Source organism: Epilithonimonas zeae, assembly GCF_900141765.1.
Lineage (GTDB): Bacteria > Bacteroidota > Bacteroidia > Flavobacteriales > Weeksellaceae > Epilithonimonas > Epilithonimonas zeae.
In genome coordinates this window covers 515,981-536,705 of the sequence record NZ_FSRK01000001.1, presented here as the reverse complement: position 1 = coordinate 536,705, position 20,725 = coordinate 515,981, and the positions used below count along the sequence as shown (strand labels likewise).

The window sequence follows — 20,725 nt, the reverse complement described above, 5'->3', positions numbered from 1 at the left end:
TTATAGTTTAGACTTCTGTGACTTTTGTAGTTATAATTATCTTGATAATTCCATTGGAACTTCCATCAATAATATTTCTGAGTTTTCCTGAGATTCTAGAGTGAAACTGTTTGTATCCCAAATCCCCAATCCATCTCTTTCATTCAGAATTTGGTCTCCGATTTTTGCTTTTCCTTTAATGACAAAAGCATAAACACCGTTTCCAGATTTGTTGATTTTATATTCCTTAGAAAATCCTTTATCAAATTTTGCCAAATTGAACCAAGCATCCTGATGAATCCAAACACCAGCGTCATCTGCATTTGGGGAAAGAATTTGCTGAAAATCATTTTGAACCGATTTTTCCTCGATGTTGATTTGATCGTATCTTGGTGTGACGTCGGTTTTGTTTGGGATAATCCAAATTTGTAGAAATTTCACTGGTTGCTCAGTTGCATTTTCTTCGCTATGCATAATTCCGGTTCCTGCTGACATCACTTGAATATCGCCTTTTTTGATAATTCCGGAATTGCCCATATTATCGCCGTGACGCAAATCGCCTTCCAACGGAATAGAAACAATCTCCATATCGCGGTGTGGATGTCTCCCGAATCCCATGCCACCTTCTACGAAATCGTCATTCAAAACTCTCAAAACACCGAAATGGGTTCTTTCCTGATTGTGATAATTGGCAAAGCTAAATGTGTGATGACTTTTCAACCAACCGTGGTTGGCGTAACCTCTACTATCTGCGCTGTGATATACTGTTTTCATTATAAATTGGTTTAATTGTTAGGCTTTTTTTGTTAATACAAATTTCCTGCTTTGAAAACTTCTATACATTGACGTAGGATAAGAACGAAAAAACTCCGACGGTGGTCGGAGTTGTAGATTTTAACACGAAGGCACTAAGATTATTTTTCAATCTTTGTGTTTTAAAGCACGAGGATTAACTTCGTTAATTTAAATTTATTAATTAAACAAGCATACTCAACACATCAGGATTATCATTCAAATAAGATTCGAAATAACCAAGCTCTTTCATTCTTTGTTTCAAACCAATAAAATCAGAAATATTGGAAAGTTCGATTCCGACGATTGCCAAAGCGGTTTCCCTTGAATTTTTCTTGGTATATTCGAAATGAGTGATGTCGTCATTTGAGCCCAGAACATTCAGAACGAAATCTTTCAGAGAACCTGGACGCTGCGGAAATTTGACCATAAAATAATGTTTCAAACCATTGTAAAGCAAAGCGCGTTCTTTGATTTCCTCCATTCTCGTAATGTCGTTGTTACTTCCACTGACGATGCAAACCACATTTTTTCCTTTAATCTGATTTCGATATTGTTCCAAAGCGGAAATAGAAAGCGCTCCGGCAGGCTCCAAAACAATTGCGTCTTTGTTATACAACTGAAGAATCGTATCACAAACCTTCCCTTCATCCACAGGAATGCAATCTGCAAGCGAGTTTCTGCAAATCTCAAAAGTCAAATCTCCTACTCTTTTAACTGCTGCTCCATCAACAAAACTATCGACTTCCGACAACTCTGTATTGATATCATTTTGAATGGACAATCTCATCGAAGGTGCGCCTTTTGGCTCTACGCCAATCAATTTAGTTTCTTTTGACAATTTACCAAAAACCGTTGCAATTCCGGAAGCCAAACCGCCGCCGCCAATTGGAATGAAAACATAATCTATATTTTCTTTTTGTTGTTCCAAAATTTCCAAAGCCAAAGTTGCCTGACCTTCTATAATCTGAACATCATCAAAAGGATGAATAAAAGCAGCCCCGGAAGTTTCCGCAAACTCAAAAGCCGCCGTTTTTGACGCGTCAAAAGTATCGCCAACCAATCGGATTTCAGCGTAATTTCCACCAAACATTTCGACTTGTTCCAATTTCTGCTTTGGCGTCGTGACCGGCATAAAAATCGTTCCTTTAATTTGAAGTTGTTTACAGGAAAAAGCCACACCTTGAGCGTGATTTCCCGCACTTGCACAAACTATTCCTTGTGAAACTTTGCCTTCATTAAATAGAGTTTTGATTTTATTGTAAGCACCTCGCAACTTGTACGACCTTACAGGTTGCAAATCTTCTCTTTTCAGGAAAATATTTGCACCAAATTTTTCCGACAATCGAGAATTGTATTGCAAAGGCGTATAATTCACGACATTTTCTATACTTTTTCGGGCTTCTTTTACCGCTTCCAAGGTTGGAAATATCAGCGTTTCATTCATCTTCATTTATATTACAGATTCTTTGGTTTTGTTTTTAAACTTAATTGTTTTAATAATTTTTAAAATTCTTGCAGATTTTGCTGATTGGGCAGATTTAAAATTGTTAATCTGCTAAATCTGCGAGAGTAAATTATCCTTCAATACTTTTAATTCTACTCGATTATTAATTTTCATTATTCCGTTTTCCAGAACAAGTTTGTGACTGAGTTTTTTTGGTAATTGAGATTCAAAATGTCCGACGTAAATCAACGATTGTCCCTGAATTGACAAATCATCAATGACTTGATTGAAATATTGCGTCTGTTCGTTATCCATTCCCTGACAAGGTTCATCCAGAATCAGAAGTTTTGGTTTTTTAATCAATGTTCTTGCGAGTAAAGCCAAACGTTGTTTTCCAAGTGGTAAAGTATTTAACTTCTTATTTTTATCTTCTTTTAAATCGAAGAAATAAAGAATCTGATCTAATTGCTGTTGCTGATTAAAACTCAGTTTCTGATATAATGACATCGAATCAAAAAAACCGGAAGCAATGGTTTGTCCGACATTCGCATTCATATCAAAATACCAGTGTAATTCGGGCGAAATCATTCCGATTTTTTCTTTGATATCCCAAATACTTTCACCACTTCCCCGCTTTTTTCCGAAAAGATATATTTCATTGGAATAAGCTTGAGGATGGTCGCCATTTAACAAACTCAACAAAGTAGATTTCCCCGAACCGTTAGGACCTTGCAACAGCCATCGTTCACCCATATTGACTTCCCAATAGATATTTTTAAGGACTTGTTTTTCGCCGTAAGAAATATTGATATTTTCTAGTTTGATGAGACTTTCCTGTTCGTTTTCCTGATTATTTTGAAGAAAAAAAGGAAGCGATTTTGGTGTTCTTTCTTCGCCTTTTGAAAAGTCTTTTGGTGAATTTTTGTGAATTAATTTCCCATTTTCTATTTCAACAAAATACTGAACACTTTCCGGATATTCGTCATCATTATTAATTAAAATCAAAATGACATTTTCTTTAATTAAATTATCAAAAGCCTGATTCAAAAACTGTCTTGATTTGACATCCAAACCTGTGTAAGGCTGGTCTATAATCAAAATCTGAGGTTTTAGCCAAAGTGCTTTTAACAATTGTAATTTCTTGTGTTCGCCACTCGACAATTCTATTAATTGCTGATTTTTAAAATTTTCAAATCCAAACGGTTCTAAATAAGATTCTAATATTCTGAAATCCAGATTTTCTTCTTTTCTGAAATGATTCATTTCTGCAAAAACAGTTAGTGTATCATTTTTAGCGAATTGATTATATCGCTGTTGATAATAAAAATTTCGGTCACCTTCCAGATTGCTGAACTGAAACCAATTGGAAGCATACAGAACTTTCTTTGGTAACTTTGAATTTTCATTAAAATTAATCTCAACTTTTCCTTCAAAATTCTTGATTTCTCCTGAAATAATTTTGGCTAAAGTCGTTTTTCCACTTCCGCTTAATCCGCCTAACATCCAACATTCTCCGGAAGATATTTCCCAGTTTAAATCTTTCAGTATGACTTGGTCGCCGTATTGAAAATTGAGGTTTGAAATTTTTATTATTGGAGTTGACATTATTTTATTTTCTAAACGCAAAGGGTGTAAAGGTTTTATAATCTTATTAAAAATATTTTAAGTTTCGCAAAGTCGCTTCGCTTAGCAAAGAATAAACATTCAATTTGTCATTCCGTAGGAATCTTAGCAGTTATAAACCACTTCGTCAGGTTTTCTATGGAATGACAAAATTTGAATTTTGGACAACTTTTCTTTTACACTGAATCTGCAACCCGACTTGAGCGGAAATTCTTTTTACGCAACGTAGTGGAGTGAAAAAATTGGGAGCGGAAGGCGGATTAAGTTGCCCAAATAATTATTTTAAACTGTTTTAATAGACTTCATCGCGGTCATTGCCTGACGCAATTTTCTGCCAACAATTTCTACGGGATGATTTCTCAAAATATCGTTCACGTGAACCAATTGGGCGTTGTCAACCGAAGCTTTTTTGCCTTCGTTATAGTTTTTACCTACCAAATTTGTATCGACTGATTTCATAAAATCCGCCAGCAAAGGTTTGCAAGCCTGGTCGAAAAGGTAACATCCGTATTCTGCGGTGTCGGAAATCACACGGTTCATTTCGAACAATTTTTTTCTGGCTATGGTATTGGCAATCAAAGGGGTTTCGTGAAGTGATTCGTAATAAGCGGATTCCGGTTTGATTCCGGCTTCAATCATTGTTTCGAAAGCCAGTTCAACACCCGCTCGGATGAAGGCCAACATCAAAAGATAATTGTCAAAATAGTCCTGTTCATCTATTTTCACATCTCCAGCAGGTGTTTTTTCGAAAGCAGTTTCTCCTGTTTCCGCTCGCCATTTCAAAAGGTTTTTATCGCCGTTTGCCCAATCTTCCATCATTGTTTTGGAAAATTCGCCAGAGATGATATCGTCTTGATGTTTTTGGAAAAGTGGACGCATAATGTCTTTCAATTCTTCTGACAATTCAAAAGCTTTAAGCTTTGCAGGATTGGAAAGTCTGTCTAACATTCCGCTCACGCCGCCGTGTTTCAAAGCTTCTGTGATAACTTCAACACCGTACTGAACCAATTTGGAAGCGTAACCTGCATCGATTCCTTTCTCCACCATTTTGTCGAAAGAAAGGATTGAACCCGTTTGCAAAAGTCCACATAAAATGGTCTGCTCGCCCATCAAATCGGACTTCACTTCTGCTACGAAAGAGGATTTCAAAACGCCGGCTTTGTGACCGCCAGTTCCTACGCAATAAGCTTTTGCTTCTGCCCAACCTTTTCCTTGAGGGTCATTTTCTGGGTGAACGGCAATCAAAGTTGGAACACCAAAACCACGCAGATATTCGGCGCGAACTTCGGAACCCGGACACTTTGGAGCAACCATAATTACCGTGATATCTTTACGAATTTGCATTCCTTCTTCCACGATATTGAACCCGTGAGAATAGGACAAAGTTGCGCCCTGTTTCATCAAAGGTTGAACGGCATTGATTACTGAAGTATGCTGTTTGTCGGGTGTTAAATTGATAACCAAATCCGCAGTTGGAATCAGTTCTTCATAAGTGCCTACTTTGAAATTATTGTCGGTTGCATTTTTCCAGGAATCTCTCTTTTGGTCGATTGCTTCTTGACGCAAAGCATAGGAAACATCCAGTCCGCTGTCTCTTAGATTCAAACCTTGATTCAGACCTTGAGCGCCACATCCTACAACCACAATTTTTTTCCCTTTCAAAGCGGAAACACCATCAGAAAACTCTGAACTGTCCATAAAATCTGCCTGTCCTAACTGGTACAACTGGTCTCTGAGTGATAAGGTATTGAAATAATTTGCCATTTATTTTGTCTTGATTTTGTTTAATTTTTATATCGTAATAATGTGCTTTGATAGCATTACATCCTATCTTTTAATAAATCGTCCGTTGGGACTTTTTACATTGTGAAAACGTCGTCTCGTTTGTCGAGATATTCATTCTCTATAAGTTCAGGAGAAGGTTCTCTCCTTTCGAACTCGAGGACTTTGTCGTGGATTCCTCTGCTGTTTTTGATGATGGCGATTCTTGCACCTCGTACAAATTCTATGAGACCATATTTGTTGAGTTCTTCCGTTAATCGGTCAATTTCTTCACGATGACCAGCGGTTTCGAAAACGATATAATCCTGACGAATCACAACTGTGGATGCGCCGTACTGACGAAGCAATCTTTCTACATAAACTTTCTCTGTAATCACATTTGCGGGGACTTTGTAAAGTGCCTGCTCTTGCCAGACAATCTCATCATCTGTATTGAAATAAGCCTTCATAATGTCAATCTGCTTCTCGAGCTGTCGACAAAGTTTTCTTACGACTTCTTTAGTTTCATTAATGAGAATTGTAAATCTATGAATGCCTTCCACTTCCGAAGGAGATGTATTCAAACTCTCAATATTGATTTTTCTTCGTGAAAATATCCCTGAAATTCTGCCGATTAATCCAACAGAATTTTCGGTGTATAATGTGATGGTAAATTCTTGTTTTTCCATTTGTATTTTATTTAAGTCTGATTTCTGAAACCGAAGTTCCTTGTGCTACCATTGGAAAAACGTTATTTTCTTTTCCAACCATTACTTCCAAAAGATAGGCGCCGTCGTGATTTAGCATTGTTTCCAAAGCAGGTTTTAAATTTTCTCTTTCAGAAATCCTTTGTCCATCGATGTAATAAGCTTTGGCAACTGCAACGAAATCCGGGCTTGTAATATTCACGAAAGAATAGCGTCTTTCGTTGAACAATTGCTGCCACTGTCTTACCATTCCAAGGAATTCGTTGTTTAGAATCATAATTTTGACCTTGGCTCCAAACTGCATAATGGTTCCCAATTCCTGCAACGTCATTTGGAATCCGCCGTCTCCGATAATGGCAACAACCGTTTTTTCAGGTGCACCATACCAAGCTCCAATGGCTGCCGGCAAACCAAATCCCATTGTTCCCAAACCGCCCGATGTTACGCTGGATTTTGAATTATTGAATTTCGCATATCGGCAAGTGACCATTTGGTGTTGACCAACGTCTGTTGCAATGATGGCGTCGCCATTAGTCAAATCATTCAGAACTTTGATGACCTCTCCCATAGTCAAAACTTCAGATGTGGGATTGAGTTCTTCCTGAATAACTTCTTTGATTTCTTCTTTTTCCAGTTCTCGAAATTCATTTAACCAAGCTGAATGGTCACTTTCGTTAAGAAGCGCAGTTAACATTGGTAAAGTCTTTTTGCAATTTCCCCAAACCGGCACTGTGGTTTTCACATTTTTATCGATTTCGGCTGGGTCAATATCCAGGTGGATAATCTTTGCTTGTTTCGCATATTTGTCTAACCGTCCCGTAACTCGGTCATCGAAACGCATACCGACGGCAATCAGAACATCACATTCGTTGGTCATTACGTTTGGTGCATAATTGCCGTGCATTCCTAACATTCCTACGTGTAATTTATGATTGGTTGGAAGAGCACTCAATCCCATTACAGTTGCTGCTGCGGGAATATTTGCCTTTTCAATAAACGCTTTAAATTCTTCTTCCGCTTTCCCTAAAATCACACCTTGTCCGAAAACAACAAATGGTTTTTTTGCTTGATTAATTAGTTCCGCCGCTTGCTCAATATATTCGGGTCTGATTTCCGGTTCGGGACGATAACTTCTAATATGATTACATTTTTTATAACCCAAATATTCGAATAATTGTATTTGAGCATTTTTAGTAATATCAATCAAAACCGGTCCGGGACGACCTGTGCTTGCGATGTGAAATGCTTTGGCAATCGCTTCCGGAATTTCAGTAGCATCAGTCACCTGATAATTCCATTTTGTGACTGGCGTTGTGATGTTAATGACGTCCGTTTCCTGAAAAGCATCAGTTCCTAAAAGTGAGGCAAAAACCTGACCTGTAATACAGACAATCGGATTGCTATCTATCATAGCATCAGCCAAACCTGTTACTAAATTGGTAGCGCCCGGACCACTTGTTGCAAATACAACGCCTGTTTTTCCGGAGCTTCTAGCGAATCCCTGAGCTGCGTGAATTGCGCCTTGCTCGTGACGAACCAAAATATGTTTCAGTTTTTCGGAATAGTCATATAAAGCATCGTAGATTGGCATAATTGCGCCACCCGGATAACCGAAAACTGTTTGTACATTTTCTGCTAGCAATGCTTCTAAAACGGCTTTGGAACCAGATATTTCTATGGTTTTCCGCTGTTCTAATTTTGTATTTTCTATTTGTGAAATGGTATTACTCATACTAAATGTTTTAAATTTTGGCTAAAGCCCAATAATTTTTGCTGAAGAAAACGGGCTAAAGTCCGTTCTTATTGATTTATAAATCAGTTACACAACCTTGTGATGCATCGGCTACAGACTTGGCGTATTTGTACAGTACGCCACGTTTCACTTTGTATTCCGGTTGTTGGAACTCAGCTTTTCTTTTAGCGATTTCTTCGTCCGAGAGAAGTGCATTAATGGTATTTTTCTCTGCATCCAATTCAATCATATCACCGTCTTTTATTAAACCAATCAAACCTCCGGAAAAAGCTTCGGGTGTAATGTGACCAACCACGAAACCGTGTGTTCCTCCAGAAAATCTTCCGTCTGTAATCAATGCTACATTTTTACCTAAGCCTGACCCCATTAAAGCGGAAGTTGGCTTTAACATTTCCGGCATTCCGGGTGCGCCTTTTGGACCTTCATTTTTGATTACAACCACATTTCCTTCCTGAATTTTTTTATCTTCAATTCCTTTGATGAATTCTTTTTCGCCGTCAAAAACGATTGCTCTTCCTTTGAAATAATCGCCTTCTTTGCCTGTGATTTTCGCAACAGAACCTTTCTCGGCAAGATTTCCGTACAAAATTCTGATATGTCCGGTTGGTTTGATTGGGTCTTTGATATCGTGAATGATATTTTGTTCTCTGTCGATAATTGATGTGACGTGCTCCAGATTTTCGGAAATCGTTTTTCCTGTTACTGTCAAGCAATCGCCGTGAAGTAAGCCTAAATCCAACAGATATTTCATCACCGCAGGAACACCGCCAACGTTATGAAGGTCTTCCATCAGGTATTTCCCGCTTGGTTTAAGGTCAGCCAAAAATGGTGTTTCGTCACTTATTTTTTGGAAATCATCTAAAGTCAAATCGTATCCGATAGATTTTGCAATCGCAATAAAATGCAGAACCGCATTGGTACTTCCACCTAAAATCATAATTAACCTCAATGCATTTTCGAAAGCTTTTGGCGTCATTATATCGGATGGTTTGATGTCTTTTTCCAAAAGGATTTTCACGTAATGACCGGCGAATTTGCATTCTTCATTTTTCTCTTTGCTTAAAGCCGGATAAGATGACGAATACGGCAAACTCATTCCGAGCGCTTCGATTGCGGAAGCCATTGTGTTTGCTGTGTACATTCCGCCACACGCTCCGGCGCTTGGACAGGAATTTTTTATCACACCTTTGAAATCTTCGTCAGAAATTTTCCCTGCGATTTTATTTCCCAAAGCTTCGAAAGCAGAAACGATGTTCAAATCCTGACCTTTGTAATGTCCGGGCGCAATACTTCCGCCATAAACCATTATCGAAGGACGGTCGAGACGAGCCATTGCCATCAAAGAACCCGGCATATTTTTGTCGCAACCCGGAACGGTAATTAATCCATCGTAATATTGTCCTGCACAAACGGCTTCGATGGAATCTGCAATAATGTCGCGACTTACCAGCGAATAACGCATTCCGTCTGTTCCATTGGTCATTCCGTCGCTGATACCGATAGTGTGGAACATCAATCCTACTAAGTTTTGTTCTTTGACTCCTTTTTTTACAATCTCCGCCAAACCATTAAGGTGCATATTACAAGTGTTGCCATCGTAGCCCATACTTGCGATTCCAATTTGCGCTTTGTCGAAATCCTCTTCTTCAAAACCGATTCCGTAAAACATTGCCTGAGTTGCAGGTTGTGTCGGGTCTTTTGTGAGGGTTTTGGAATATTTGTTCAGTTCTACGTTACACATATTGCAAGTTTGATTTCAAGTATGAATAATCTTCTTCTAACACCAAATGACGGTAAGCTGTTTGAATTTTTGATGCTAAACTCTCTTCCCAATTCAGTTTGAAAGGAACGTCATCAAGCGAACCTAATGCTACGATTTCGGCCGCTGTTCCGCAGAAAAAACCAGCGTCTGCGCCTTTCATTTCTTCCGGTTTAAAGAATTTTTCCTCGTAAGGAATTCCCAGTTGGTTGCAGATTTCGAAAACTGTTGCTCTTGTGATTCCTGGAAGAATACTTCCTTTTGCAGGTGTGAAAAGTTTTCCGTCTTTCTCGAAGAAGATATTGGCGCCGGAACTTTCTGCCACATTTCCGTCAGCGTCAAGAACCAAAGCTTCATCAAAACCTTTGTCTTTTGCTTCCTGACAAGCCAAAATTGAGTTCACATAATGACCGCTTACTTTTGCTTCAACCTTGAAAGCTTTTGGATTTGGACGTTCAAATGATGACGTCATAATTCGCATTTGATTGGCCATATAACCATTATCCCAATTCCAAACCTCGATAACGAGATAACTTTTTTGTCCTTTTGACAGAGCCATATTTGGAGAACAAATGACCAACGGGCGAATGTATGCGTTTGATAAATTATTAATTTCCAATAATTTGTACGTTGCTTCAACCATTTCTTCGGTCGAATAATCGAAAGGCATCATCATCGTTTGGGCAGACCTTCTTAGTCTGTCGTAATGTTCTTCTGCTTTGAAAATCTTGGTTCCGTTCGCAGTTTTGTAAGATTTAATTCCTTCGAAAACAGCATATCCGTAGTGTAACGATTGACCGTACAAGTCGGTCTTGGCTTCTTTTGCTTTTACATATTCCCCATCAAAAAAGAGAACACTGTCGTCATTGTAATACATTTTGTATTGATTTTATATTTGTTTGTTAGATTTAGGAAAATAAAAAACCATCCTCGTGGTGAGAATGGTCTGTATTATTTCAATTCAATAATTATCACAAGCCATCACTCACCACCGGAATCCGATAATGACAGAAATGACAAGAATAATAATTGTGTTATTCATCTGTTTGTTTTGAACGGTACAAATGTAGAAACTAATTTTCATAAACATTGGTTTTTTCGCAAAAAATTCTTTTCATATCTATCAAAAACATATAGAATATAGATATTTTTACGATATTCATCAAAAAGAAAACTATACATAAGGCATTGGTTTTCAACTTATGAAAGATGAAAAAATTACGACGCCTAAAATTTTACTTTGAATCTTATATTTTGGTGTTATATTTTAATTTTTTGTCAAATTCTATTTAAGAAAAACGAAAAATCCACCGATTGGTGGATTTTGTATTAATAAGAAAAATAGATTCTAATATTATTTCGGTTTCTTTATTACTGCTAAAATTATAGAAATAAAAAATAAAATAATTCCTAAAATCAAAGCCGGCAACCAAAAAGCAAAACTGATTTCTCCCAATTTAATAATTATCGGATTCAGTTGGTTTCCTGTATAAGCAAAAAAACTAACTCCGACTATAAACATTATTACAGAAAGAATTATCAGTAAAATACTTGATATTAGAATCTTTTTATAAACCATCATTAAAAATGAACCTGCTGGATTTCTTCTTCGATTTCTTTTGGAGTTTCGTCTTCTGATCTAATGAAAACCATCGTTACGACAGCACCGATCAACATACAAACTCCACCAACAACAACATAATCAATCGCCATTTTTCCAAAAATGTTCGATACAATTGGTCCACCGAAAATTCCATTAATGATTTGAGGAATTACAATGAAGAAATTAAAAATTCCCATATAAACCCCCATTTTTCTCTGTGGAATTACTTCTATCAACATTGCATATGGCATTGCTAAAATGCTTGCCCAGGCAAATCCCAATCCTATCATCGAAATCCAAAGCAACGACGTATCTTTTATAAAATACATCGATATCAATCCCAAACCTCCTGAGAACAAAGCCAAAGCGTGGGTTTGCTTTTTACCAAGGAATTTAGCAATTGGTGTCAATAGAAAAGCAAATGGAATTGCCCAAAGATTATACATTCCGAATAATTTCCCAGTCAGATCTCCAGCATTGTTAAACGCTTCCGAATGTGTATCGTCCGGCGATAATCCAAAATGATGCGTTGCCAAAGCACTTGTTGTGAAAACCCACATTGTAAATAGTGCAAACCAAGAGAAGAACTGAACAATGCCCAATCTTTTCATCTGAGTCGGAATATTCGCAAAATCCTTGAATATATCTGAAAATTTGGAAGGTTCTGCAACTTCTTTCCCATCTTCGAAAGCTGCAAATTCTTCCGGAGAATATTCCTTAGTTGTGAAAATCGTGTAAAGAATGGTCAGAATCAAAAATCCTGCACCAACATAAAAAGAGAAAATTACGTTATCCGCTACAAATCCCTCTGGAGCAACATTCGAGATTCCTAATTTGGTCAGCCAATCCGGAAGATAAGAACCGATTACAGCTCCGATTCCAATCAAAATTGTCTGAACAGAAAACCCGATTGTTCCCTGATGTTTCGGAAGCATATCTCCAACCAAAGCGCGGAAAGGTTCCATTGCAACATTGATAGAAGCATCCATCATCGCTAAGAAAATTACCGCAAGTAATAATACATTTGCAGCGATAAGATTAGTCACAGAAGCAGCGTTTGGAAGTAAAACTAATCCAATCGCACACAGCACTGCACCAATCAAAAAATATGGTTTTCTTCTTCCCAATGGACTCCAAGTGTTATCTCCCATATGTCCAATAATCGGCTGAACGATTAATCCTGTAACAGGCGCAACCAGCCAAAACCAAGATAGTTCGTGAACGTCCGCTCCAAGATTTGCCAAAATTCTGCTGGCATTACCGTTCTGTAAACCAAAAGCCATTTGAATTCCCAAAAATCCCATACTCATATTGATAATCTGAGCCATTGAGAGATTTGGTTTTATTTTTTTTGTCATTTATTTTTAAGGTTTTATATATTATTTTAATTTCTGAATCAAAGCATCTTCAATTGGCGTTTTGATTTTGGTGACTTCATCTATTACTTCATTTGGGATTGTTGCGGAAAGAACGTATTGTTTGATTTTCCATTTTCCACCAATTTTTTCTACTACACCTGAACCTCTGCAGATTTTCATTTGTGTGCCGAGGATTTCATCAAACCAAGCGTAATTTCCGTCTTTGCTGAAATAGATATTTCGTTTTAAAGATTTGAAGTTCCAAGTTGTTTTTTTGTCGAAAAATGGTTTTGCCCAATCTTTGAATTCTTTTTTATTCCAGACTTCGGTCGCGTCTGTTCCGATGAAAGTAGATTCTTCTGCAAAGCAATCAAAATATTTATCAAAATCTGCATCAGCTGCAAACGTATTGAAATCATCTAACAGTTTGTTGATATTCTTTTTCTGAACATTCTCATAAAAGCCTTTTTTCTGAGCCAGAACTGAATTGGAAAATATTAAGAACGATGACAGTAGAAAGAGTGAAATTATTTTCTTCATTTGATTTTATTTTTGAGTTTCTATAATTTTTTTAATTAACACAATCTGACCAAGGTGATAGTAGCTATGTTCTATCATTCCATCAATGTTTCTGATATAAGTTCCATACTTTTCATCAACAAAATCTGCATCGAGTTTTTCATCAGGTAAATTTTCTATCAATTTTGCAAATTCCTCAGAATCGTTCCAAAAACCATCAAGAAAATTGTCCCATTGCTCTTGAGATTCTAGAGGTGGAAAATCGAAACTGAATTTATCTCTTATTTCCAAACTACCACCAAGCAAAACGTTTTTGATTCCTTTGATATAATAATGAATATGCTGTGCAAGAACAGAAATCGTATTTAGATTCTGAAACTTAGCCGTAGACATTTTATAATCCAAATTTTCCAATTGGTCTTTAAAATTCGTGTTCGCAATCCAAGTTCCATTCAGGATGACTTCCCTGAAACGATTTGCCAGTTGTAATTGATTTTTCATATCTGAAATATATTAAACTAATGTAAAAATTTGTTCGGAAACTCAATTACATTTTCTTGGTTTGGGAAGTTATTATTTCAATTCTAAAATTAATGAAGATTTTCCAGCGACAGATAAATTTGTTTTCAAATCAAAATCTTTGTCAGAGATAATATCTTTTCCTGTTCTAAAATTCTTTAAACCTTCAGAAAAACGTTTCAAATCCAGATTTTGAGTTTCTTTATTGTTATTGATGACAACCATTACTCTTTTGCTATCCGTATATCGGAAGTAAACGTAAACATTGTTGTTCGGGATGTAATGCAAAGTTTTTCCGGTGTGAACTGCTTCGTTTGTTTTTCTCCAGTTCAGAAGTTTTTTGGTAAAATCAAAATATTCGTTTTGAGATGCTGTTCTTCCTGATTTCGTGAATGCGTTATTTGCGTCGCCAGGCCAGCCTCCTGGAAAATCTTTACGGATCTCGCCATCGCCGCCGTTATTCTTATCTCCAGCCATTCCGATTTCGGAACCGTAATACAACTGTGGAATTCCACGAACGGTCAAAATCAAGCTCATTGCCAGTTTGTAATCTTCAACTTTAGGGAAAATCTGATTAAATCTATTCGTATCGTGATTCTCGGCAAAAACCAAAATATTATTGATATTAGGGTAAAGAAAATCGTTTGCAAAATTGTCATAAACTCTCTGCATCCCGGAATCCCAGCCAGAATCTTCGCGGAAAACCTGCCCCAGAGCATCGTGAAGCGTAAAATCCATCACAGATGGCAGATAAGAATTGTAACCTTCTATCGCTGCAATCTTGGAATCCTTCTGCCAATAAGACATCTGCGCCTGGTCGTGCATCCAAACCTCTCCAACAATATTGAATTTCGGATACTCGTCAGTAATACGTTTTGTCCAATCTGCAATTCCTTTTTTGTCGTTGTAAGAATACGTATCCACACGGAAACCGTCCAAACCAGCATATTCTATCCACCAAATCGCATTCTGGGCCATATAATTAACAACCATTGGATTACTTTGGTTCATATCCGGCATTGTGGTATCGAACCAGCCATCCATACAAGCTGCTTCGTCAACTTTTGCGGCGTTTGTGTCAAACTGGGTTGTCATTCTGTAATTACTTCTCTGGAAACCATTTTCCTGTCCATTCCAATAATGAATCCAATCCTTCGCTGGTAAGTCTTTGATAATCCAGCTTTTTGAACCCCAGTGATTGGTCACATAATCCATCACGAGTTTCATTTTTCTTTTGTGAAGTTCGTCAGCCAGATTTTTGTAATCATCGTTGGTTCCGTAACGCGGGTCTATCTTGTAATAATCGCTTTGGGCATAACCGTGGTAAGAATAACTTGGTTCGTTATCCTCCAGCAAAGGTGTGTTCCAAAGTGTTGTAACACCTAATTCGCTCAGGTAATCCAGATTTTTTACAATACCCGCAATGTCTCCACCGTGGCGTCCACCGTTTTTCGTTCTGTCCGATTTTTCGGCTGTATCAGGTGTATTGTCATTCTTTGGGTTTCCGTTGGCAAATCTATCCGGCATTATCAGATACATTACATCCGAAGAAGTGTAAGAATCTCTGTTTGCTGAGTTTTGTTGTCTTTGCTTGAATTCGTAATCGATGGTTTTGACGGTTTTGTTTCCGTTTTTGAAATTCAGTTTTGCTTTTTGTGGCTGAACGCCGTTTGTGTCGATGGTTACAAAAAGGTAATTCGGGTTTTCGACTTTTTTAACTTCTTTTATTTTGATTCCGTTTGAGAATTCTGGCTGAAGATTTTGGATATCTTTTCCGTAAACCAACAATTGTAGTTCAGTATTTTTCATTCCGCTCCACCAAAATGCCGGTTCTACTTTCTGAACCTGAGAATAGAAAATAGAAGAAAATACTATGGAAGAAATCGTGAATATTTTTTTCATAAGGTTAATTTATTTTAAGGTCTATATATTAAATTTAAATAAATTTCTGATGATTGATTATCAATTCAATTATAAAATTAAATCTCGTTAACATCTGTTCTTTTTGCGATTTTATTTGCTAGCCAACTTACATAGAATAATTGAAAACTATGATATATCATTACTGGTAACAAAAACAAAACTTTCTGGTCATCCTGAATTCCTAAAACCAAGAGAAACAAACTCCCGTGAACTAAGGATTTTTTTGAACCACAAAAGGTTGTTGTGATTACATCTTTCTTTTTAAAATTCAGTTTTTCTGCTATGAATTTTAGAATGTAGTAAGTTGCAAAAAACAAAAAGACTACACTAAAAGCCAATGCAACAAACACAAATGAAGGCACGGCTACAAAAATATTCTCAATAAACGCTGTTGAAAAACTTTCGTAAACGATGAGCAAAATAATCAGCCGGTCAAATTCTGCGATGACATTCGCATATTTGGCTACCCATTTTTTGAAGATTGGATTGAGTAAAATTCCTAAGATGATTGGGAGCAAAACTTTCAATAATAATTGCTGGATGATTTCCGATTGATTGCCTCCTTCTCCGTCTGATGTCAGGAAAAAACTCATCAAAAGTGGCGTCATTACAATTCCGATAATTCCTGAAATCGATGCGTTGAAAATTGCTGAAGTGACATTTCCTTTTGCGATGGAAACCATTACGACTGACGATGAAACCGTGGATGGCAAACAAGCTAAAAAGAAAACTGAAAGCCAGATATTTTCATAATTTGTGTCTTTCAAAAAAGGATAAAACATCAATGCAAGAAATGGAAAAATAATGAAAGTTCCAGACTGAATCAGCAAATGCAGTTTCCAGTTGGAGACATCTTTTACGACTTCTTTCAGATTAAGTTTCAGTCCATACAATAGAAAAATTCCGGCAATTCCCCAATCTATAAATCCGGCCAGATTGAAATATTGGTTGTAGGATTCGTGGAAGGGAATGACTTTCGCCAAGATGACCATTCCTATCAGTAGGAAAAGAAAGATATTTTGTTTGTTGAAAAGTTTGGAAATCCAATTCATATCAGAGGATTTTGAAAAAAAAATTAAGAAAAACTTTGTCAAAGCCTTAACCTTGACAAAGTTTTGATTGAAGTGGAAACCTATAGCCCCGATAGTAGCGGCATCCTTTTTTGTTTTGTTGAAATCTGGATTTGATGACAAAACTTGATAAAACAAAAAAGATATAGCGGATAGCGGGATTAAGCTCCTAAAAAAACTACCCCCGATTTTCGAACAAGTTCGAAAATCTCCCCTTCAGGGAAGGGGAATTTTTTATTATTTTATGGGTTTCAGGGAAATGGCGTAACCACCGCTTCTTACCAAATGGATTGGAAGTTTGGTTTTGCTGTCCACTGTCTTTTTGTAGATTTTGTAACTCTGCGGATTGTTGATGTAATCGGCATCTTTACCGTCTTCGTAAACTGTTGCTTCGTACTTTTTGCCTTTGTCGAGGAAAGAGAAATCTACGGTGTAATCTCTTGGATTTTCGTCGGTAACGCCACCTACGAACCAGTTTTCAGTTCCTTTTGCTTTACGCGCCGTGTGGATGTAGTCTCCAGGTTCCGCGGAAAGGATTTTGGTGTCGTCCCAATCTGCAGCAACGTCCTTAATGAACTGGAATGCGTCCATATGCTTTGCGTAATTCTCCGGTAAATCTGCCGCCATTTGAAGAGGCATATACATCACGACGTAAAGCGCCAATTGTTTTGCCAAAGTCGTCTGAACGAAACGTTTGTCACCCGGGAAATAGTAATCTAACTTAGTCTGGAAAATCCCCGGCGTGTAGTCCATAGAACCGCCCATCCAACGTGTGAAAGGCAAAATCGTCTGATGGTCTGGTTTGTTTCCACCGAAAGCTTCGTACTCTGTTCCACGAGCTGCTTCTGCAGAAATCCAGTTTGGATAGGTTCTGCTTTCTCCGCCAGGACGAACCGATTCGTGAGAGTTGACCATAATCTTATAATCATTAGCTTTCTCTGCAATTCTGTAGAAATGGTTGATTGTCCACTGAGAATAATGGTGCTCTCCTCTTGGAATGATGTCGCCTACATAACCCGTTTTCACAGATTTGTAACCATATTTATTCATCAATTTGAACGCATCATCTGCCCATCTTTCATAGTTGGTTGCTGAACCGGAAGTCTCGTGGTGCATAATCAAATTGATGCCTTTTGAATGCGCATAATCATTCAGCATTTTGATATCAAAATCTGGGTAAGGCGTGATGAAATCAAAAACGAATTCTTTGGAATGTCCAAACCAATCTTCCCAACCTGTGTTCCAGCCTTCGATAAGCAAGCCTTGGAAACCGTTTGCTGAAGCGAAATCGATGTATTCTTTAACTTTTGTATTGTTTGCTGCGTGCTTTCCGTTGGGCGTCAATTTAGAAAAATCGGTTTTTCCGATGTGAACATTTTCTGCTGTTGAGTATGCCCATTGTGATTTCCCGATAATCATTTCCCACCAAACGCCCATATATTTGGTTGGTTTGATGTATGAAGTGTCTTTATATTTAGTAGGTTCGTTCAGATTGAACATCATTTTAGAAGCCATTACATCTTCTGCTTTTGGCGCAACGATAATGGTTCTCCATGGCGTCACAGTCGGTGTTTGAATATAACCTTTCGCGCCTTGCCTGTCAGCTGTTAAATGCGTTTTGAATTTGAAATTCTGAGCATCCACCTCTAAATGTGAAGCCGGATAATCCAAAACTGCAGCTTCTCCAACATTGATATACAACTGGTCTTTTCCTTCTTTTTTCAACATCAAAGGTGACTGAACTGCATTTTTGATCAAAGTCTGTGAAGCGTTGGAATCAAAAGCTTTTGGCCATTGAGCCGGGATTTCGGAAATTTTAGTAGTCTGATACTGGTATTCCTGAGAATCGTAATCTGCAACAATCCACCAAGCCTTCATATCGGTTGGAAAATCGATTTCAGAATCTTCTTCTCTGATTACGAAATAATTCAGATTTTTTTGTTGAGGGAACTCGTATCTGAATCCTAATCCATCATTGAATAACCTGAATTTTACAACAATACTTCTGTCGGAAGAAGTTTGATTCAGCGTCAATGCTAACTCGTTGTAATTGTTGATGTAGTTTTTCTTTTCTCCAAGAATCGGCTGCCAAGTTTCGTTTTTAGAATCTCTCTTCTCTGCTGTTTTTGTGAAGCCGTTATTGAGGTCAAAACTTGCATCTTCCGGTTTTGCAATCTCGGAAGCGAATTTGATAGAAGAATCTTTGAACAGTCTTAATCCTAATTTAGAATCTTCTACAACTACGTTTCCGTTATATTTCAGATTATAAACTGGAACGCCGTTTTTCAATTGGAAATTCATTTCAAATTTTCCGTCCGGAGACTTTAGACTTTGAGCATAAACTCCGTTAAACATCATAGTAAGCAAAGCTGCTCCAATGGTGAATTTTTTCATTTGACTAAATTTATTTTTTTAAGGTCAAATGGAATCGCTTATTAACTAATTAATAAAAAATAGCCAATGGCGATTTCATTTTTCTAAGGTTTATATATGTTGTACAATATAAAAAAAGTGCTGCGAAACCGCAACACTTTTCTATATGATTTTTAAGGTTTAAAGCTTAATAACTGAATATTTTAAGTTAACCAAATCTAAAACAATTTTGTAGTTTCCTGATTCAGCCACTTGAATATCACTACCACCTGAAACTAGGTTTCCACCAGATCCACCATAATTGGTAGTCCAAGCATCATTTAGTCGGAATTTGATATTTTTCCCACCCACGAGTGCAATATTAGCAATTTCCCAAGTTTGGTTAGAACTATTCCAAGTCATATCGGTATCAGCATCCCATCCTCCAGGTGTAGCATCACCAATTAGTCCCCAAGAATATGCTTCTAATGAGAATACAAGCGTGTTTGTATTTACAGTCAATTTTTGATAACCTGTATTTGGAGCTTTTAGATTACCTCCTCCGTTATAAATAAGATTTACGTTATCTGTTGTACCATAGCTATTATCCCAATTTCTTGCAGTTGTAATCTTAAATTCAGAATTTGCCTCTGTAAACTTAATATACCCTGTATAGATGCCATCACTTTTTGGAGAAATCAAACTTTCTGCTGTAGCAGGAGTCCAACCTTGATATGCTCCCGGTGCATAAAGATATGAAGTCACTTCATAAGGAGTAGCTTTGAAAGTCACAACCTCAGAAACTAATGTAATTGTTCCTGTTGATTTTGTTTCAGCAGTTACTTTGACATCAAACTCTGACTGTACATTAGCTGCCGCTCCGGCATTCAATAATGCAAATACAAAATCTTTGCTTGTTAACTCAAGTGATTTTACAGGATTAGCAACCGTACTAGTAACAGTTCCCAAGTTACTGAAAGAGCCTCCTTTTTTAGCAAGACTAACAGTATATTTCACATCAATACCAGATGAATAATCACTCCAGTTTATTTTGATAAGATCATCCGGTTTATTTACATCTAAGCTTACCACACTACCAGAAGTAGGAGCCGTGATAACAGGTCCAGCTACTGGATACGGTGTTACTGCAAAATTAATTGTATTAGAAACTTCTGCACCTGCTTCTATACGTAGATAAACATTTGAAGATGCATATGTTGATAAACCAGCTTGAAGAAATTTACTATTAATATCACCTATCGTTGTAGTAAATGTATTACTAGTAGAAGTGCCTAAAGTCATTTTATTTGCAAAATCTTCTGTCGTTGAAAATACGATAGTAGATTCTGAAGAGCCTGTTTTATCCCAAGTTAGGGTAAAAGGATTATCCTTCATTGTTTCATATAACACATTACTTCCTAAAGTAGTGTCATATAATTTGAAACTAGCCTCTGGTGAAGTCCAGTCTCTGTCAGCATCATTATCACAAGCTACAAAAACGATTGTAACAAGCAATGATGCAAATAATAATTTAAATATATTTTTCATATTCTAATAATT

Annotated in this window: 15 protein-coding genes; all 15 read right to left on the bottom strand. The window is 37.2% G+C overall.

Translation table 11 applies throughout. The annotated features are described in order from the left end of the window. Positions 1 to 36 precede the first annotated feature (36 nt). The gene (locus BUR19_RS02370) at positions 37 to 753 is read right to left on the bottom strand and encodes a pirin family protein (protein ID WP_074233328.1); all 717 of its coding nucleotides are present in this window, start codon (positions 751 to 753) and stop codon (positions 37 to 39) included. 202 nt (positions 754 to 955) lie between these two features. Continuing rightward, positions 956 to 2,224 (bottom strand): threonine ammonia-lyase IlvA, encoded by a 1,269-nt coding sequence (gene ilvA / locus BUR19_RS02365; RefSeq protein WP_074233327.1) that lies wholly within the window; start codon positions 2,222 to 2,224, stop codon positions 956 to 958. 105 nt (positions 2,225 to 2,329) lie between these two features. Then, positions 2,330 to 3,823 (bottom strand): ATP-binding cassette domain-containing protein, encoded by a 1,494-nt coding sequence (locus BUR19_RS02360; protein ID WP_175565858.1) that lies wholly within the window; start codon positions 3,821 to 3,823, stop codon positions 2,330 to 2,332. Between the two features lie 300 nt (positions 3,824 to 4,123). Then, positions 4,124 to 5,605, bottom strand: coding sequence for a ketol-acid reductoisomerase (gene ilvC, locus BUR19_RS02355; RefSeq protein ID WP_074233326.1), 1,482 nt, complete (start codon positions 5,603 to 5,605; stop codon positions 4,124 to 4,126). A 95-nt stretch (positions 5,606 to 5,700) separates the two neighbouring features. Beyond that, a complete protein-coding gene (gene ilvN, locus BUR19_RS02350) occupies positions 5,701 to 6,291 on the bottom strand; it encodes an acetolactate synthase small subunit (RefSeq protein ID WP_074233325.1) in 591 nt (196 codons plus the stop codon). Positions 6,292 to 6,298: 7 nt separating this feature from the next. Continuing rightward, a complete protein-coding gene (gene ilvB, locus BUR19_RS02345) occupies positions 6,299 to 8,041 on the bottom strand; it encodes a biosynthetic-type acetolactate synthase large subunit (protein ID WP_074233324.1) in 1,743 nt (580 codons plus the stop codon). Positions 8,042 to 8,117: 76 nt separating this feature from the next. Beyond that, positions 8,118 to 9,803 (bottom strand): dihydroxy-acid dehydratase, encoded by a 1,686-nt coding sequence (gene ilvD / locus BUR19_RS02340; protein ID WP_074233323.1) that lies wholly within the window; start codon positions 9,801 to 9,803, stop codon positions 8,118 to 8,120. Beyond that, positions 9,796 to 10,698, bottom strand: a complete 903-nt coding sequence (locus BUR19_RS02335) for a branched-chain amino acid transaminase (protein ID WP_074233322.1) — start codon at positions 10,696 to 10,698, stop codon at positions 9,796 to 9,798. The genes ilvD and BUR19_RS02335 overlap by 8 nt, the downstream gene beginning before the upstream one ends. Before the next feature lie 704 nt (positions 10,699 to 11,402). Continuing rightward, positions 11,403 to 12,782: an MFS transporter gene (locus tag BUR19_RS02330; protein ID WP_074233321.1), complete on the bottom strand. Its 1,380-nt coding sequence runs from the start codon at positions 12,780 to 12,782 to the stop codon at positions 11,403 to 11,405. Between the two features lie 21 nt (positions 12,783 to 12,803). Then, on the bottom strand, positions 12,804 to 13,322 hold the full coding sequence (locus BUR19_RS02325) for a nuclear transport factor 2 family protein (RefSeq protein WP_074233320.1): 519 nt from the start codon (positions 13,320 to 13,322) through the stop codon (positions 12,804 to 12,806). 6 nt (positions 13,323 to 13,328) lie between these two features. Beyond that, the gene (locus BUR19_RS02320; RefSeq protein WP_074233319.1) at positions 13,329 to 13,802 is read right to left on the bottom strand and encodes a DUF1572 domain-containing protein; all 474 of its coding nucleotides are present in this window, start codon (positions 13,800 to 13,802) and stop codon (positions 13,329 to 13,331) included. A gap of 72 nt (positions 13,803 to 13,874) precedes the next feature. Then, complete coding sequence (locus tag BUR19_RS02315) at positions 13,875 to 15,722, bottom strand: glycoside hydrolase family 13 protein (protein WP_074233318.1); 1,848 nt, start codon at positions 15,720 to 15,722, stop codon at positions 13,875 to 13,877. A 77-nt stretch (positions 15,723 to 15,799) separates the two neighbouring features. Then, positions 15,800 to 16,795: a bile acid:sodium symporter family protein gene (locus BUR19_RS02310; protein WP_074235512.1), complete on the bottom strand. Its 996-nt coding sequence runs from the start codon at positions 16,793 to 16,795 to the stop codon at positions 15,800 to 15,802. Positions 16,796 to 17,050: 255 nt separating this feature from the next. Next, positions 17,051 to 19,207, bottom strand: a complete 2,157-nt coding sequence (locus BUR19_RS02305) for a glycoside hydrolase family 97 protein (protein WP_074233317.1) — start codon at positions 19,205 to 19,207, stop codon at positions 17,051 to 17,053. A gap of 159 nt (positions 19,208 to 19,366) precedes the next feature. Beyond that, positions 19,367 to 20,713, bottom strand: a complete 1,347-nt coding sequence (locus BUR19_RS02300; protein WP_074233316.1) for a SusE domain-containing protein — start codon at positions 20,711 to 20,713, stop codon at positions 19,367 to 19,369. Between the last annotated feature and the right edge of the window lie 12 nt (positions 20,714 to 20,725).

What these genes read in the sequence shown, in the direction of transcription:
- BUR19_RS02370 (WP_074233328.1), bottom strand. Translation starts at nt 753, where the DNA reads ATGAAAACAGTATATCACAGCGCAGATAGTAGAGGTTACGCCAACCAC.
- ilvA (WP_074233327.1), bottom strand. Translation starts at nt 2,224, where the DNA reads ATGAAGATGAATGAAACGCTGATATTTCCAACCTTGGAAGCGGTAAAA.
- BUR19_RS02360 (WP_175565858.1), bottom strand. Translation starts at nt 3,823, where the DNA reads ATGTCAACTCCAATAATAAAAATTTCAAACCTCAATTTTCAATACGGC.
- ilvC (WP_074233326.1), bottom strand. Translation starts at nt 5,605, where the DNA reads ATGGCAAATTATTTCAATACCTTATCACTCAGAGACCAGTTGTACCAG.
- ilvN (WP_074233325.1), bottom strand. Translation starts at nt 6,291, where the DNA reads ATGGAAAAACAAGAATTTACCATCACATTATACACCGAAAATTCTGTT.
- ilvB (WP_074233324.1), bottom strand. Translation starts at nt 8,041, where the DNA reads ATGAGTAATACCATTTCACAAATAGAAAATACAAAATTAGAACAGCGG.
- ilvD (WP_074233323.1), bottom strand. Translation starts at nt 9,803, where the DNA reads ATGTGTAACGTAGAACTGAACAAATATTCCAAAACCCTCACAAAAGAC.
- BUR19_RS02335 (WP_074233322.1), bottom strand. Translation starts at nt 10,698, where the DNA reads ATGTATTACAATGACGACAGTGTTCTCTTTTTTGATGGGGAATATGTA.
- BUR19_RS02330 (WP_074233321.1), bottom strand. Translation starts at nt 12,782, where the DNA reads ATGACAAAAAAAATAAAACCAAATCTCTCAATGGCTCAGATTATCAAT.
- BUR19_RS02325 (WP_074233320.1), bottom strand. Translation starts at nt 13,322, where the DNA reads ATGAAGAAAATAATTTCACTCTTTCTACTGTCATCGTTCTTAATATTT.
- BUR19_RS02320 (WP_074233319.1), bottom strand. Translation starts at nt 13,802, where the DNA reads ATGAAAAATCAATTACAACTGGCAAATCGTTTCAGGGAAGTCATCCTG.
- BUR19_RS02315 (WP_074233318.1), bottom strand. Translation starts at nt 15,722, where the DNA reads ATGAAAAAAATATTCACGATTTCTTCCATAGTATTTTCTTCTATTTTC.
- BUR19_RS02310 (WP_074235512.1), bottom strand. Translation starts at nt 16,795, where the DNA reads ATGAATTGGATTTCCAAACTTTTCAACAAACAAAATATCTTTCTTTTC.
- BUR19_RS02305 (WP_074233317.1), bottom strand. Translation starts at nt 19,207, where the DNA reads ATGAAAAAATTCACCATTGGAGCAGCTTTGCTTACTATGATGTTTAAC.
- BUR19_RS02300 (WP_074233316.1), bottom strand. Translation starts at nt 20,713, where the DNA reads ATGAAAAATATATTTAAATTATTATTTGCATCATTGCTTGTTACAATC.